Below are 12,583 nucleotides of genomic sequence, written 5' to 3' on the forward strand. Positions count from 1 at the left end.
CTTGCCTTCACCGCTCAAACAGCAGCTTGCGTCCTTCGTGATAGAGTTTCCAACGACAGCTCACCTTTCAGCTTCAACAACCGGGCGTCCATCTTTGCGCCATTCTGGCAGGCCGCCTGCGAGTCGTCGCGCGTTGAGACCTTGCGCGCGCAGGGCCGCGACGGCTTGGTGGGCGTAGACGCAGTAAGGCCCGCGGCAATAGGCGACAATCTCGGCATCTGGCGCCAGTGAAGGAAGAATCTCATCCAACGCTGCCAAAGTCACATTGCGCGCCCCGGGAATGTGACCGGCGGCGTATTCGTCCCAAGGTCTGACATCGAGCACTGTGACCGAACCTTGTGCGAGGCGGGCTGCCAGTTCTGCGCGGTCGATCGGTTCGGGCGCGTCATCTTCGCCAGTGAGGCCGCGAAGGATGTGCTCGACCTGCGCCAGATTTCGCTCGGCGATGATGCGAAGGAGGTCCATCAATTCCAGCGTCTTACTGTCGGATAGCTGGTAAATCACGGCCTTGCCCTCACGGCGACTGGTGACGAGCCCAGCCCTGCGCAGATGCTGAAGATGTTGAGAACAATTGGCAAAGGTCAGACGGGTTTTCTTTGCAAGCGCTTCCACGCCGCACTCGCCCTGTGCGAGTTGCTCAAGGATCGATAGGCGCGCTGGTGCCGCGAGCGCGCGTGCGACCCGTGTGTATTCTTCAAGCAGCGCGGCCTTCGGGCTCATTGACATCGCGGGTCTCCTAACGATAACTTCATTCAATCAGTTGCTTGAATGTTAGCTATTTTGCTGTGCCAGACAATCCGGAAAGCTTCTTTTGATGTTTGAGACCTTTCTCTCTGCCGAACCCATGATCCGCCTTGCTGCCTTTCTGGGTGTGCTTGTGGCGATGGCCCTGTGGGAAGTCGCGGCGCCGCGGCGTCGGCGGGAGATCCCGCGGGTGATCCGTTGGACGAACAACCTCGCGCTGGTGGCCGTCGACACAATCATCTTGCGGCTTTCATTTCCGATCGTAGCGGTCGGCCTTGCCGTCATGGCCGAGGAACGGGGCTGGGGGTTCTTTAATAACTTTGACTTGCCCGTCTGGGTGGCAATTACCGCCTCAATGCTGCTGCTTGATCTGGCGATCTACCTACAGCACGTGATGTTCCACGCGGTCCCCGGCCTCTGGCGGCTGCACCGCATGCATCACGCCGATCTCGACTTCGACGCGACAACGGGGTTGCGGTTCCACCCGGTTGAAATCCTCATCTCGATGGGCATCAAGCTCGCGGTGGTCGCCGCCCTCGGCCCGCCCGCCGTGGCAGTGCTGCTGTTTGAGGTGGTCTTGAACGCGACCGCGATGTTCAACCACGCCAACATCAACCTGCCGCGCCCGGTGGATCGGATACTGCGCCTCTTTGTGGTGACCCCTGACATGCACCGTGTTCACCATTCCGTCGACCCACGTGAGACCAACTCGAATTACGGTTTCAACCTGCCGTGGTGGGACCATCTTTTGGGAACATATGTTGCCCAGCCCGCCAAGGGGCATGAAGGGATGGAGATCGGGATCGAGCAGTTCCGCACGCGCCGCGACCTCTGGCTTGATCGCATGCTGATCCAGCCGGTTCGCGGCCCAGCATCGGGCGGCGCACTCGACCCGAAGGTCACGACGAAAGAGCCTGTCGACTGATCAGAGTTCATCCGCAATGAGTTGGGCGCGGGCCCATCATATTCAGAACTTAGTGCGAGACACGCCCGCGTTGTCCGACACGTCAGCGGGCCAAAAGCGCAGAGCTGCTACGATCCCGAGCGCGGCTAAGCTCCCCAACAGTATCAGCGCTGGAACCGTTCCGAATGCGGTCATGGTCCAACCTGCCAAAGGATAAGTGATCAGCCAACAGGCATGGGACAGCGCAAATTGCGCTGCAAATACAGCAGGTCGGTCTTCCGGCTGGGCCGATCGGCGCAAGAGACGGCCCGACGGGGTCAGAACCGCGGAATTGCCCAGGCCGATGAGCAGCCAGATCGCCAGCAGAAGGGGCCAAGATAAGCCGAAACCTATAATGCCCGCTGCGATCCCAAACAGAGCCGCGACCATCAGCCAAGCCCCTGTCAGCATGACGGGTCTGTCGGGAAATCTGTCCAGCACTTTGGGCAGAACCAGCGCCGCGCTCATGCTGCCAGCCCCGAAGGCAAACATTGACCAAGCCAGTGCCGCATCATCAAGGCCCAGTTGCCCCCGCACCAGCACGACCGAGTTCACCAAAACCATCGCGCCCGCAGACGACACCGCGAGGTTCAGCCCCAGCAGCCCGCGCAACCGGGGTGTTGCGAGGTAGATCCGAAGCCCCCGCGTGGTGCGATCATAAATCCCGCGCGGGACTGTCGCTTTGGGGCCGGGCAGGACGACCGTCAGCACCAGCAGCGCCGAGGCCCCGAACCCTACGACCGTCCCAAGAAACAGGGTGTTGTAGCTCATCACCGTCAGCAGCACAGCGGCCAGCGCGGGCGAGATGATGTTCTCCAGATCATAGGCCAAGCGGGACAAGGACAGCGCTCTGGTATAGCGCGCCTCATCCGGCAGCACGTCAGGGATGGTTGCCTGAAAGGTCGGCGTAAAGGCCGCCGAGGCTGATTGCAGGAAGAAGATCAGGACATAGATCTGCCAAACCTCGGTCACGAAAGGGAGGGCCAAGGCCACCGCAGCCCGCACCACGTCCAACGTGACCAAAAGAGCGCGGCGCGGCAGACGCTCGGCAAAGGCGCCAGCAATTGGCGCGATGCCGACATAGGCCACCATTTTGATCGTAAAGACCGTGCCCAGCACCATCGCGGCCCGATCCCCGGCCAGATCATAGGCCAGAAGGCCAAGCGCCATCGTTGCCAAGCCGGTGCCAAGAAGCGCGACAATTTGGGCAAGGAACAGATGCCTGTAGGTGCGATCCGAAAGAACACCCAGCATAATGCCCTTAGAGGTAACGGGTGATTGTCTTAAGCTCGGCGCGGTCACGCTCGGAGCCATCGACCTCAAGGCAATGGTCGATGTGGTCATGGATCAACACGCGTTTGGCGTTGGTCACAGCCTTCTCAACGGCCTGAAGCTGCTGCGCCACGTCGACGCAAGGCTTGCCTGCTTCCAACATCGCGATCACCGCACGCAGATGCCCATCGGCACGTTTCAGCCGGGCGATGAGGGCGGGATGACTTGCATGAATATGGGTATCTGACATAGTAAGACCGTATCCCCCTCGGGGGGATAGAGCAAGACGGCGAAAAGCGCCGCGCAATTGACGAGAGGGCAGACAGGACAGATGACTTTTCTACGGACAACTGGGCAAGCCGCTTTTGCGATGCTTCTCTGTGTGGCCGTGCTTGTCTGGTCCGTAGTGCCGACCTCCTCCCATGTTCCTGCCCTGCTGGATGTTCTTCAAGAACATGAACAGATGATCGCGGATCACGGGCACTCTCACGGGTTAGAAGAAGACCTTGCTTGGGCCATGCATGGGCACAGCCACGACAGTGCGGACCATGATCATAGCCAAGCGGTGGTGCTTGGCCGCGCCTTGGCCGCGCAACCCGTCGATGTCTACAGGGCCGCTTGGCGGCTCAGTGCCGCTTCTGCAAATACCTTAAGAGTCTACCTGATCGAACGACCGCCACGCGTGTGACTGGCCGCGCCACTGGCGCTCCCATTCCTCACAAATCACATACGCGGAGTTCAATCCATGAACACAGTCCCACGGGTTTGGACCGATTTTGGCGCAGGCCGGATCGCGATCCTGTCCCCTGTCACAGTTACCTTGCTCATTCAGAGCGCAAGCTATGCCTTGGCACATAACGTCACGCCCGGGGATGCGGGCTATATTCAGGAGATCTGGGGGGTGAACATCATTCCCTTCATGTATCTTGGCGCCAAACATATGGTGACGGGTTACGACCACATCCTGTTTTTGTTTGGCGTCGTCTTCTTTCTCTACAAGATGAAAGACGTAGGCATCTATGTCAGCATCTTTGCTGTGGGGCATTCGACGACGATGCTGGCGGGTGTCTGGTTCGGCTGGGGCATCAACGCCTATATCGTTGATGCCATCATCGGTCTGTCGGTCGTCTATAAGGCGCTCGACAACCTTGGCGCTTATCAACGCTGGTTCGGCGTGCAGCCCAATACCAAGGTCGCCACGCTGATCTTCGGCTTCTTCCACGGCACCGGTCTGGCCACCAAACTTCTCGACTACGAGATCGCCCCGGACGGCCTTTTGGCCAACCTTCTGGCGTTCAATGTGGGCGTCGAGATGGGCCAGCTGATGGCGCTCGCCGTCATCCTTATCGTCATGGGATTTTGGCGGAGATCACCCAATTTCTTCCGCCAAGCCTACACCGCAAACGTCATCATGATGGCACTGGGGTTCATCCTCATGGGCCTTCAAATCACCGGCTATTTCGTAGCCGCTTAAGCAAATAGGAGAACCACATGTTCAACGCAGAAAAACCAAGCCTCAACGAATTGCCCACATCCGCTCAGCTCATCCGCTCCACCGCCATTGCTGCTGCCAGTGCCGCAGTGATCCTCGTGACCGTTGTGCTGCCCGCGGAATACGACATCGACCCCACCGGGATCGGCGGCGTGCTCGGTCTGGCAGAAATGGGCGAGATCAAAAGCCAGCTTGCCGCAGAGGCCGAAGCGGACCGGATCAAAGCGCTGGAAGAGCAGGGCGCGCTTGTGACCCAAGAGCAATCCAGCCTGATGAACGATATCTTCAGCGTCTTCGTCGGTGCCGCCCATGCCGAAGAGGTGGTCTCTGAGCCCGCCGATGAATGGCGTGATGAAATCACCTTCACGCTGGCACCGGGCGAGTCTGCCGAGTGGAAGTTGGTGATGGAAGAAGGCCAGACCGCGGAATATGTCATGTTGGTCGAAGGGGGGCGCGTGAACTTTGACCTGCACGGTCATGGTTCGGGCCAGTCCGAGACCTATGAAAAGGGCCGCGGCTCGACAGGCGAAGAGGGCGAAATCACCGCCGGTTTCGCAGGTGAACACGGCTGGTTCTGGCGCAACCGTGACAAGACCGAAGTGACGGTGACCGTTCAGGTGCGCGGCGAATACGACGAATTCAAAGACGCCAGCTAAACCGCGTGGCTGCCGGTCCTTTCAGAAGGGTCGGCAGCCTATCCGGCGCGGGGCGCAAGAATAATCAACGCTGCGCCAAGAATGCAGAGGCCCGCCCCGGCAGCATCCCAAAGATCAGGCCGCTGCCCTTCTACAGCCCACATCCACACCAGCGATGCCGCGATATAGATGCCACCATAGGCCGCAAAAGCGCGCCCGGCGAACCCGGCTTCGACCAAAGCCAGTAACCCCGCAAACAACGCCAAGCTCAGCAGCCCCGGCACCAGCCACAGCGGCGATGCGCCGCGCCACCACGCCCAGACCGCAAAACACCCGACGATCTCAGCCAATGCCGCAAGCGGATAGAGCAAGGCGGCGGGCATCAGGCGGTGGCCCCGTGATCGGCAAGGCATTCCTCATGGTCGCGCAGCACCTCAAGGATGCGACAGTCGGCCACCCGATCCGCATTGCAGGCACCGATCATGCGTTGCAACTCAACGCGGAGGGCTTCGAGCCGCACAAGGCGTGCCTCGACTTGGCGAAGTTGTTTTTGGGCGATGGCATCGACCTGCGCACAGGACCGGTCGGGCGTATCAGAAAGGTCCAGCAACTCTCGGATCGCCTCCAGCGAGAAGCCGAGCTGGCGGGAATGGCGGATGAAGGAGAGGCGGTCCAATTCGGCATCGCCATACCGCCGTTGGCCGCCTTCGGTTCGGCCGGGTTCATGCATAAGGCCGATCTGCTCGTAATACCGGATCGTCTGCACCTTGGTGCCGGTGCGTTTTGCGAGTGTGCCGATGGCGAGCATGTCTGAGCCTCCTATAACCTATAGTCTCTGTAGGTTGCTCGGTGGTTTGGCGCAAGTGGACGGAGCACGATCCTTCCCATAGGCTTGGCCGAATGGCCCGGCGGACTATGTCGTCGACGGCTGCACATAGCAGATGTTGAGGAAGGATTCCCCCTTGGAGACGATGTCACCATTGATGCTCGGATTTCTCGGCAGTCTGGCTGCGGGGGCTATGACCGCCGTGGGGGCCGTGCCGGTGCTCTTTGGGCGCACCCCGTCGCGGGCAACGCGCGACCTGTCGTTGGGGTTTGCCGCGGGGGTGATGCTGGCGGCGTCTTTCTTTTCGCTCATCATCCCGGCACTGGATGCAGCAGGTCTGCGGTATGACAACGAGGCCACGCCTGCCGCGATCGTTTGTGTGGCGATCTTGCTTGGCATGGGGGCCGTGGCCCTCATGAACGAGCTTCTGCCGCATGAACACTTCAAGACGGGCCGAGAGGGGCCAGCGGCGGCATCGCTTCGACGGGTGTGGCTTTTCATCATTGCGATCACGATCCACAATTTCCCCGAAGGTCTGGCCGTTGGTGTGGGCTTCGGCGCGGATGGGCTGTCGGGCGGCATGGCACTGGCGCTCGGTATCGGGTTGCAAAATGCACCCGAAGGGCTCGCAGTTGCGGTGGCGCTCTTAGGCGAAGGTTACTCCAAAGGCCGCGCATGGGGCATTGCGGCCCTCACCGGGATGGTTGAACCAATCGGCGGTCTGCTCGGCGCCGGGATCATCGCACTGTCTGAGCCGTTGTTGCCTTGGGGGCTGGCCTTTGCCGCTGGGGCGATGCTTTACGTCATCAGCCATGAGATCATTCCCGAAACCCATCGCAGCGGGCATCAGAACAAGGCGACGCTCGGTTTGGCGATTGGGCTGGTGCTTATGCTATTTCTTGACGTTTGGCTGGGCTAAAAAAAATCTTCGAAAAGCGCTTGAAGCTACAGTTGCTGTAGGTTGTATCTCTGCTCCTGACTGTGAATTGGATTGGAAACAGAGATGGCGGACGGAAACACCGCACAACGGGAATGGCGCGTCACGGGGATGGACTGCGGCGCCTGCGCGGCCAAGGTGCGTGGCGCGGTGGAGCGCTTGCCGGGGGTCGCGGATGTTGATGTCGCGCTGATGTCCGAACGGCTGCGCCTAACGCTGGATGAGGGAGAGACTTCGCCCGAGCGTATCGAGAAAGCCGTGCGGGGCATCGGTTTTGGCATCTCTCCGAAGGGGTCAAAGGCAGAGAGGCCCAAGGGCGGTTTCATCCTGCCGGACGATGCGGTGATCGGTGGGGCAGGGGCCGTGCCTCAGGACTCTGCGCCCGAAGAGACACCAGACCCCGCTTGGTATCAAACTATGAAAGGCCGCTTGGTCCTCGGCAGCGGTGCCTTGCTCGCAGCGGCATGGGCATCGCGGCTTGTCCTGCCGGCTGAGGTTTCGCACTGGGCCTTTGTCATCGCCACGTTGATCGGGTTAATCCCCGTCGCCCGCCGGGCCTTTGCCATGGCGCAGGTGGGCATGCCCTTTACCATCGAAATGCTGATGACCATCGCCGCCAGCGGTGCGCTCGTGATCGGAGAGCCGGAAGAAGCCGCGTTGGTGGTCTTTCTTTTTGCCGTCGGCGAATTGCTGGAGGGTGTCTCTGCTGGGAAGGCACGCAACAGCATCCGTGCGCTGACCAAGCTGGTGCCGAAAACGGCGCGGCTTGAGGTGAGCAACAAGACGCGGGAGGTGGCGGCAGAGGCACTCAGCGTCGGCCAGATTGTGCAGGTGCGCCCTGGGGACCGGGTGCCCTGTGACGGCGAGGTGGTCAGCGGCACTTCGGGCGTCGACGAAAGCCCCGTTACCGGGGAGAGCGTGCCGCGCCTTAAAGAACCGGGCGCGGATGTCTTTGCCGGGTCGATCAACACAGAAGCGCTGCTGCGCGTGCGCGTCACCAAGGCCGCCGCGGACAACACCATCGCCCGCATTGTGCGGCTGGTGGAAGAGGCCGAAAGCGTCCGTGCGCCGACCGAGCGTTTCATTGATCGGTTCAGCCGCGTCTACATGCCTGCCGTGGTCGGCATGGCCGCTCTGGTTGCCGTGGTGCCGCCGCTCGCCTTCGGCGGCGGTTGGGACGAATGGATCTATCGGGCGCTGGCTTTGCTGCTGATCGGCTGCCCCTGCGCGCTGGTGATTTCGGTGCCTGCGTCAATCACCTCAGCACTGTCCGCCGGGGCGCGCAATGGGTTGCTGATGAAGGGCGGCGCGGTGATCGAAGCGGCGGCGCGGGTTACCCATGTGGCCTTTGACAAAACCGGAACGCTGACCCACGGCAAGCCGCGGGTGACCGATGTGCAGGTGCTAATGGGAAATGAAGCTGACCTTCTGGCCCTTGCCGCAGGGGTTGAGAACGGCTCGAGCCACCCGCTTGGGCAAGCCATTTGCGGCGCGGCTAAAACACGCGGGATCGATCCTGCCGCCGCGACACAGTCCCGCGCCTTGGCTGGCAAAGGCGCTCAGGCGGTGATCGCAGGAGCAACCATCTGCGTCGGCTCCCCCCGTTTGGCCGCTGAGCGCGGGGCGCTCTCAGAGACTTTGCGCGCCCAAGTCGAAACACTCGAAACGCAGGGTAAAACCGTGGTGATCGTGCTGCGCGACGACGTGGCCCAAGGACTAATCGCCCTGCGCGATGAACCCCGCGCCGATGCGGCAGAGGCTGTGGCGCAGTTGAGCGCCTTGGGCATTTCATCGGTAATGCTCACCGGGGACAATCGGCGCACAGCTTCGGCCATCGCAGAGGGGCTTGGCATCGACCACCGGGCCGAGCTGATGCCAGAGGATAAGGTCGCGGCCATTCAAAACCTCACGGCAGAGGCGAGGGTCATGATGATCGGCGACGGCATCAACGACGCCCCGGCATTGGCTGCGGCCCATGTGGGCGTTGCAATGGGGTCCGGCACCGATGTAGCGCTCGAGACCGCCGATGCCGCCATCCTGCGTGATCGGGTGACAGACGTGCCCGGCCAGATCCGCCTTGCCCGCGCAGCGATGGGCAATATCCGGCAGAACATCGCTATCGCCCTTGGGCTGAAGGCCGTGTTCCTTGTCACCACAATATTTGGGATCACCGGCCTCTGGATCGCGATCTTGGCGGATACTGGCGCGACTGTTTTGGTGACGCTCAACGCCCTGCGGCTGCTGTTTTTCCGGCCAACCACCGCTGAGCGGTTGGCCGAACCCCGCCGCCGCCCTACAACCCATGGAACAAATGAAACGACAGGTTGAACCTTTGGAAGGACTTTCTATGACCCTCACACGACGCAGCCTGCTGGCCTGTTCCGCCAGCTTTGCCGCCGCCGCACCATTCGCGGCATGGGCCGAAGAAAAACCCGCCATCCACGTGATGAAAGATCCCAACTGCGGCTGCTGTTCGGCGTGGATCGAGATTCTGGAGAACGAGGGTTTTGCCGTGAGGACGGAACGCAGCTTGGGAACGCTCTTGATCAAATACAAGCAGGACAACGGCATCCCGCAAAGTATGGCCTCCTGCCACACTGGAAAGATCGAGGGCTATATGATCGAAGGTCACGTCCCACCCGCCGACATCCGTAAACTGCTGGCCGAGCGCCCAGATGCCATCGGTCTCGCCGTGCCGGGGATGCCCTATGGCTCGCCGGGGATGGGACCGGAGAACGAACGCGATGCATATGACGTCTATCTGATTGCCCATGATGGCAGCAGCGAGGTCTTCACAAGCTACGAGGCAGCCTAAAACGCAGCGGATTGGGCCTCAAACCGGTAGGAAGCACACATGGCACATGATCACGCCCATATTGACCCCGAAAGCGGGGACCGCAGAGTATCACTGGCCATCTGGGCGAATGCGCTTCTCACGGTGGCGCAGATCGTGGGCGGTGTCTTTGCAGGGTCGCTCGCCCTTATCGCCGACGCGCTGCACAACTTTTCGGACATGGCCTCATTGGTCATTGCCTTTGTCGCCCGCAAGGTCGCACGGCGCCCGGCAGATGCGCGGATGACCTTTGGCTATGGCCGGATTGAAATCGTTGCCGCCTTGATCAACTACACCACGCTTATTCTTGTCGGGGTTTATCTGATCTACGAGGGCGGAATGCGCATGATTGATCCGCCTCAGGTGGCGGGTTGGACTGTAGTCATTCTGGGCGCCGTCGCTCTTGTGGTCGATACGCTGACGGCGCTGCTGACCTATTCGATGCAGAAGGGCAGCGTGAATATCAGAGCATTGTTCTTGCATAACCTGTCAGACGCGCTGGCCTCGGTCGCGGTGATTATCGGCGGCACGCTCATCATCCTTTACGATCTGCGTTGGGTTGATCCGGCGATCACCATCGGTATCGCGCTTTATATCCTCTATCTGGCACTTACTGAAATCGGCGGCCCGATCCGTATGCTGATGTTGGGCAGCCCGCCTGACATGGATGCGGGCGCTGTGGTGGAGGCAATGGCCAAGGTCGACGGCGTCAGGGACGTGCACCATGTTCATCTTTGGCAGATGCAAGAGCATGAGGTGGCGCTTGATTGCCATGTCGTGTTGGAGGGGCAAGATTGGACGGACCTTGATGCTGTGAAGCAGGCTGTCAAGAAAATGCTCGCAGATGACTTTGGCATCACCCATTCAAGCCTTGAGTTTGAAACCTCTGCGAATGCCCATCAGGATGCCGCGTTGTTTGGGCATGAGGGCGGCCCGGCGCGCGCTGGCAACGACGCTGAGCACAGCGATGGGGCGTCGCACGACTGCTGAGGCTCAACGCGATGCGCTGTGTCTTGCCGATCTGCGGGCCTGCGACGGATCGCTCACCTCACTTTCTGGTGAGGGGATCGACAGCACCGCATCGGGTTCCTATATCTCAGCTATGCGCATCCTGCTTCGCCTTGCCACATTCTGCCTCTCGCTCGTTCTTTTGACGGGCGTATTGGCGCATGATTTGGCGGCGGCGAACATGTCCTTGCATATGTCAGGTGTCATTTCATCCGCGACGATGGAAGAGGACGATACCTGTACAGCTTGTTTGCAAGAAGATCAGGGTGAGGTGGTGTGTGACATTGATTGCACGGCACCCCTCTTGCTGAACTCGCAGATGCTTCAGTCGCAACCCGAGAGCGTGCAGCGTTTCTTCGCGCCTGTGCCGGGTGATCTTGGCCTCGCTGGGGTCAACCTCGGGTCCGACCCGAACCCGCCGCGAACCACCTCCCTAAGTTGACCGGCCGCACCGAAGGGTGACGGCCCAGTCTCGCGACGCTTGATGCCTTTTGGCAACGGCGCGTTCGACCTTATCCGTCACTTTCGGGAACAACCTTTATGTCTATTTATCCACCGCGCGATATATCGCGCAGGCGTGTGCTGTCCGGCGGGCTTGCGGCAGTTGGTTCTGCGCTGATCCTACCTCATGTCTCCCTCGCAACGACAACGGGGGCGGCGGTCCGCGCCCTTCATTATGACGGCGATGCACTTGTTGTGGCTTCAAAGCGCAAGCTTTGGCGCGTGTCCGCCCCAAGCGACATCCAGCATGTGTCGTTGGAGCGATTAATCACCGCGATCACCAGCCATCCAGAGACTCCGGGCACTTTGTTCGCGGCAGTTGATCCTGTCGGCCTTATGCGCAGCCGGGATGGGGGGCGCACATGGGCAGACGCCAGCACGGGCTTGCCTGCAACCCGCGTCACCGCGCTCACCCAGGCCGCGCTTGAGCCAGATATGCTCTATGCCGCCCTTGCGGGCGACGGGCTTTGGCGCAGCCAAGACGCGGGCGAAAGCTGGGAATTCGTCATGGACCGGCCCTATCTCGATGGGGCCGAACGTGAGGTGTTAACGCTCGTCTCGGTGGGCAATCCGACTGGCATGGGCGGCATCTGGCTCTATGCCGGGACCGACGCCGGGCTGACCCGCGTGCCGGATTGCTTTTGCCGCTGGCAGGATGTGACCGCGGGCGACGCGATGGATGCGCTGGCTGCGGGCAAAACGCCGCCGCCTGCCAAACCTCTGCCCGAGGGCCAGCCGATCACTCATCTGGCACTCTCCCCCAAAGCGCCTGAACGGCTCTACGCTGGCTTGGCGACTGGCCTTTGGGCCTCGCCCGACGCGGGTGTGAATTGGACGCGCGCAGCGGCGGGAAAGATCGACGCACTGGCTGTCGATCCTGCCGACCCTCAGCATCTTGCCACCCTTCGCGACGGCACCCTTTCGGTCAGCCGCGATGGTGGCCTGACCTTTGATCCCCTCAACATCCCTCAAGGAGACCAGACATGAACAGTAGATACACCCTCGGCGCGGCCGCTGCCCTGACCGCCGCCGGAATCATCGGTTTCGCCACCTTTGGTATGGCTGAAAGCGACAAAACGGCACCCGCCGACACCGTAGCCAGCACCGTCCCGGCAGATCGCCAAATGACCATCTGGCGCGACCCGTCCTGTGGCTGCTGCGATGCCTATGCCGATTATGCCGAAGAGAACGGCTATCACGTCATCCGCATTGACGACCGGGATTTTGACAAACGCTCGGTTGAGGTCGGCGTGCCGGAGCAGGGGCTGGGGTGCCACCTTGCAGAGGTCGATGGCTACTACGTCAGCGGTCTGGTGCCTTCTGTGGTTGCCGCCCGTAGTGCAAGAATTTTTTGACCCTATTGGCGAGTGATCGAGTGCGGTCTTCTGTAAG

15 protein-coding genes and 2 pseudogenes are annotated in these 12,583 nt (G+C 61.0%); 11 read left to right on the forward strand and 6 right to left on the reverse strand.

Annotated features, from left to right (window positions below; translation table 11 throughout):
• Positions 1-60: 60 nt before the first annotated feature.
• Positions 61-720: an ArsR/SmtB family transcription factor gene (locus ACGYLA_RS14960; RefSeq protein WP_394433509.1), complete on the reverse strand. Its 660-nt coding sequence runs from the start codon at positions 718-720 to the stop codon at positions 61-63.
• Positions 721-814: 94 nt separating this feature from the next.
• Here ACGYLA_RS14960 and ACGYLA_RS14965 point away from each other — a divergent pair, with 94 nt between their 5' ends.
• Positions 815-1,669 (forward strand): sterol desaturase family protein, encoded by an 855-nt coding sequence (locus ACGYLA_RS14965; RefSeq protein ID WP_394433511.1) that lies wholly within the window; start codon positions 815-817, stop codon positions 1,667-1,669.
• Between the two features lie 42 nt (positions 1,670-1,711).
• On the opposite strand, the gene ACGYLA_RS14970 is transcribed toward ACGYLA_RS14965, so the two are convergent.
• The 3 genes and pseudogenes from ACGYLA_RS14970 to ACGYLA_RS14980 form a co-directional block, all read right to left on the reverse strand.
• Positions 1,712-2,251: an MFS transporter gene (locus ACGYLA_RS14970; RefSeq protein ID WP_394433533.1), complete on the reverse strand. Its 540-nt coding sequence runs from the start codon at positions 2,249-2,251 to the stop codon at positions 1,712-1,714.
• A 78-nt stretch (positions 2,252-2,329) separates the two neighbouring features.
• Positions 2,330-3,031, reverse strand: a pseudogene (locus ACGYLA_RS14975) (MFS transporter); the annotation flags it as partial.
• Positions 2,949-3,209 carry a metal-sensing transcriptional repressor gene (locus ACGYLA_RS14980; RefSeq protein ID WP_340263858.1) on the reverse strand — a complete coding sequence of 87 codons (261 nt, stop codon included), beginning with the start codon at positions 3,207-3,209 and terminating at the stop codon, positions 2,949-2,951. The pseudogene ACGYLA_RS14975 and the gene ACGYLA_RS14980, both read right to left, overlap by 83 nt.
• 81 nt (positions 3,210-3,290) lie before the next feature.
• Here ACGYLA_RS14980 and ACGYLA_RS14985 point away from each other — a divergent pair, with 81 nt between their 5' ends.
• From ACGYLA_RS14985 to ACGYLA_RS14995, 3 genes are read left to right on the forward strand one after another with little or no spacing between them, the layout of a single operon-like run.
• Positions 3,291-3,647 (forward strand): hypothetical protein, encoded by a 357-nt coding sequence (locus ACGYLA_RS14985; RefSeq protein ID WP_394433514.1) that lies wholly within the window; start codon positions 3,291-3,293, stop codon positions 3,645-3,647.
• 57 nt (positions 3,648-3,704) lie between these two features.
• The gene (locus tag ACGYLA_RS14990) at positions 3,705-4,433 is read left to right on the forward strand and encodes a HupE/UreJ family protein (protein WP_394433516.1); all 729 of its coding nucleotides are present in this window, start codon (positions 3,705-3,707) and stop codon (positions 4,431-4,433) included.
• Between the two features lie 17 nt (positions 4,434-4,450).
• Entirely contained in the window at positions 4,451-5,107 is a 657-nt protein-coding gene (locus ACGYLA_RS14995; RefSeq protein ID WP_394433518.1) for a transmembrane anchor protein, read from the forward strand.
• A 38-nt stretch (positions 5,108-5,145) separates the two neighbouring features.
• Here ACGYLA_RS14995 and ACGYLA_RS15000 read toward each other — a convergent pair whose 3' ends face one another.
• Both ACGYLA_RS15000 and ACGYLA_RS15005 read right to left on the reverse strand, forming a co-directional pair.
• On the reverse strand, positions 5,146-5,469 hold the full coding sequence (locus ACGYLA_RS15000) for a YnfA family protein (RefSeq protein ID WP_132446310.1): 324 nt from the start codon (positions 5,467-5,469) through the stop codon (positions 5,146-5,148).
• A complete protein-coding gene (locus ACGYLA_RS15005; RefSeq protein ID WP_132446308.1) occupies positions 5,469-5,894 on the reverse strand; it encodes a helix-turn-helix domain-containing protein in 426 nt (141 codons plus the stop codon). Before ACGYLA_RS15005 ends, ACGYLA_RS15000 begins: the two co-directional genes overlap by 1 nt.
• 154 nt (positions 5,895-6,048) lie before the next feature.
• On the opposite strand from ACGYLA_RS15005, the gene ACGYLA_RS15010 reads away from it, so the two are divergent.
• The 7 genes and pseudogenes from ACGYLA_RS15010 to ACGYLA_RS15040 all read left to right on the forward strand — a co-directional run.
• Positions 6,049-6,831 carry a ZIP family metal transporter gene (locus ACGYLA_RS15010; RefSeq protein ID WP_394433521.1) on the forward strand — a complete coding sequence of 261 codons (783 nt, stop codon included), beginning with the start codon at positions 6,049-6,051 and terminating at the stop codon, positions 6,829-6,831.
• Between the two features lie 84 nt (positions 6,832-6,915).
• Positions 6,916-9,177, forward strand: a complete 2,262-nt coding sequence (locus ACGYLA_RS15015) for a heavy metal translocating P-type ATPase (RefSeq protein WP_394433523.1) — start codon at positions 6,916-6,918, stop codon at positions 9,175-9,177.
• Between the two features lie 19 nt (positions 9,178-9,196).
• The gene (locus ACGYLA_RS15020; protein WP_132446304.1) at positions 9,197-9,664 is read left to right on the forward strand and encodes a DUF411 domain-containing protein; all 468 of its coding nucleotides are present in this window, start codon (positions 9,197-9,199) and stop codon (positions 9,662-9,664) included.
• A 39-nt stretch (positions 9,665-9,703) separates the two neighbouring features.
• Positions 9,704-10,672 carry a cation diffusion facilitator family transporter gene (locus ACGYLA_RS15025; protein ID WP_132446302.1) on the forward strand — a complete coding sequence of 323 codons (969 nt, stop codon included), beginning with the start codon at positions 9,704-9,706 and terminating at the stop codon, positions 10,670-10,672.
• On the forward strand, positions 10,650-11,132 hold the full coding sequence (locus tag ACGYLA_RS15030) for a hypothetical protein (RefSeq protein WP_240791664.1): 483 nt from the start codon (positions 10,650-10,652) through the stop codon (positions 11,130-11,132). The genes ACGYLA_RS15025 and ACGYLA_RS15030 overlap by 23 nt, the downstream gene beginning before the upstream one ends.
• A 281-nt stretch (positions 11,133-11,413) precedes the next feature.
• A complete protein-coding gene (locus ACGYLA_RS15035) occupies positions 11,414-12,178 on the forward strand; it encodes an exo-alpha-sialidase (RefSeq protein WP_394433526.1) in 765 nt (254 codons plus the stop codon).
• Positions 12,175-12,528: pseudogene (locus ACGYLA_RS15040) on the forward strand (metal-binding protein); the annotation flags it as partial. The gene ACGYLA_RS15035 and the pseudogene ACGYLA_RS15040, both read left to right, overlap by 4 nt.
• Between the last annotated feature and the right edge of the window lie 55 nt (positions 12,529-12,583).

This window comes from Sulfitobacter sp. 1A13679, assembly GCF_043557115.1.
Taxonomy (GTDB): Bacteria; Pseudomonadota; Alphaproteobacteria; order Rhodobacterales; family Rhodobacteraceae; genus Sulfitobacter; species Sulfitobacter faviae.

What these genes read in the sequence shown, in the direction of transcription:
- ACGYLA_RS14960 (WP_394433509.1), bottom strand. Translation starts at nt 720, where the DNA reads ATGAGCCCGAAGGCCGCGCTGCTTGAAGAATACACACGGGTCGCACGC.
- ACGYLA_RS14965 (WP_394433511.1), top strand. Translation starts at nt 815, where the DNA reads ATGTTTGAGACCTTTCTCTCTGCCGAACCCATGATCCGCCTTGCTGCC.
- ACGYLA_RS14970 (WP_394433533.1), bottom strand. Translation starts at nt 2,251, where the DNA reads ATGGTTTTGGTGAACTCGGTCGTGCTGGTGCGGGGGCAACTGGGCCTT.
- ACGYLA_RS14980 (WP_340263858.1), bottom strand. Translation starts at nt 3,209, where the DNA reads ATGTCAGATACCCATATTCATGCAAGTCATCCCGCCCTCATCGCCCGG.
- ACGYLA_RS14985 (WP_394433514.1), top strand. Translation starts at nt 3,291, where the DNA reads ATGACTTTTCTACGGACAACTGGGCAAGCCGCTTTTGCGATGCTTCTC.
- ACGYLA_RS14990 (WP_394433516.1), top strand. Translation starts at nt 3,705, where the DNA reads ATGAACACAGTCCCACGGGTTTGGACCGATTTTGGCGCAGGCCGGATC.
- ACGYLA_RS14995 (WP_394433518.1), top strand. Translation starts at nt 4,451, where the DNA reads ATGTTCAACGCAGAAAAACCAAGCCTCAACGAATTGCCCACATCCGCT.
- ACGYLA_RS15000 (WP_132446310.1), bottom strand. Translation starts at nt 5,469, where the DNA reads ATGCCCGCCGCCTTGCTCTATCCGCTTGCGGCATTGGCTGAGATCGTC.
- ACGYLA_RS15005 (WP_132446308.1), bottom strand. Translation starts at nt 5,894, where the DNA reads ATGCTCGCCATCGGCACACTCGCAAAACGCACCGGCACCAAGGTGCAG.
- ACGYLA_RS15015 (WP_394433523.1), top strand. Translation starts at nt 6,916, where the DNA reads ATGGCGGACGGAAACACCGCACAACGGGAATGGCGCGTCACGGGGATG.
- ACGYLA_RS15020 (WP_132446304.1), top strand. Translation starts at nt 9,197, where the DNA reads ATGACCCTCACACGACGCAGCCTGCTGGCCTGTTCCGCCAGCTTTGCC.
- ACGYLA_RS15025 (WP_132446302.1), top strand. Translation starts at nt 9,704, where the DNA reads ATGGCACATGATCACGCCCATATTGACCCCGAAAGCGGGGACCGCAGA.
- ACGYLA_RS15030 (WP_240791664.1), top strand. Translation starts at nt 10,650, where the DNA reads ATGGGGCGTCGCACGACTGCTGAGGCTCAACGCGATGCGCTGTGTCTT.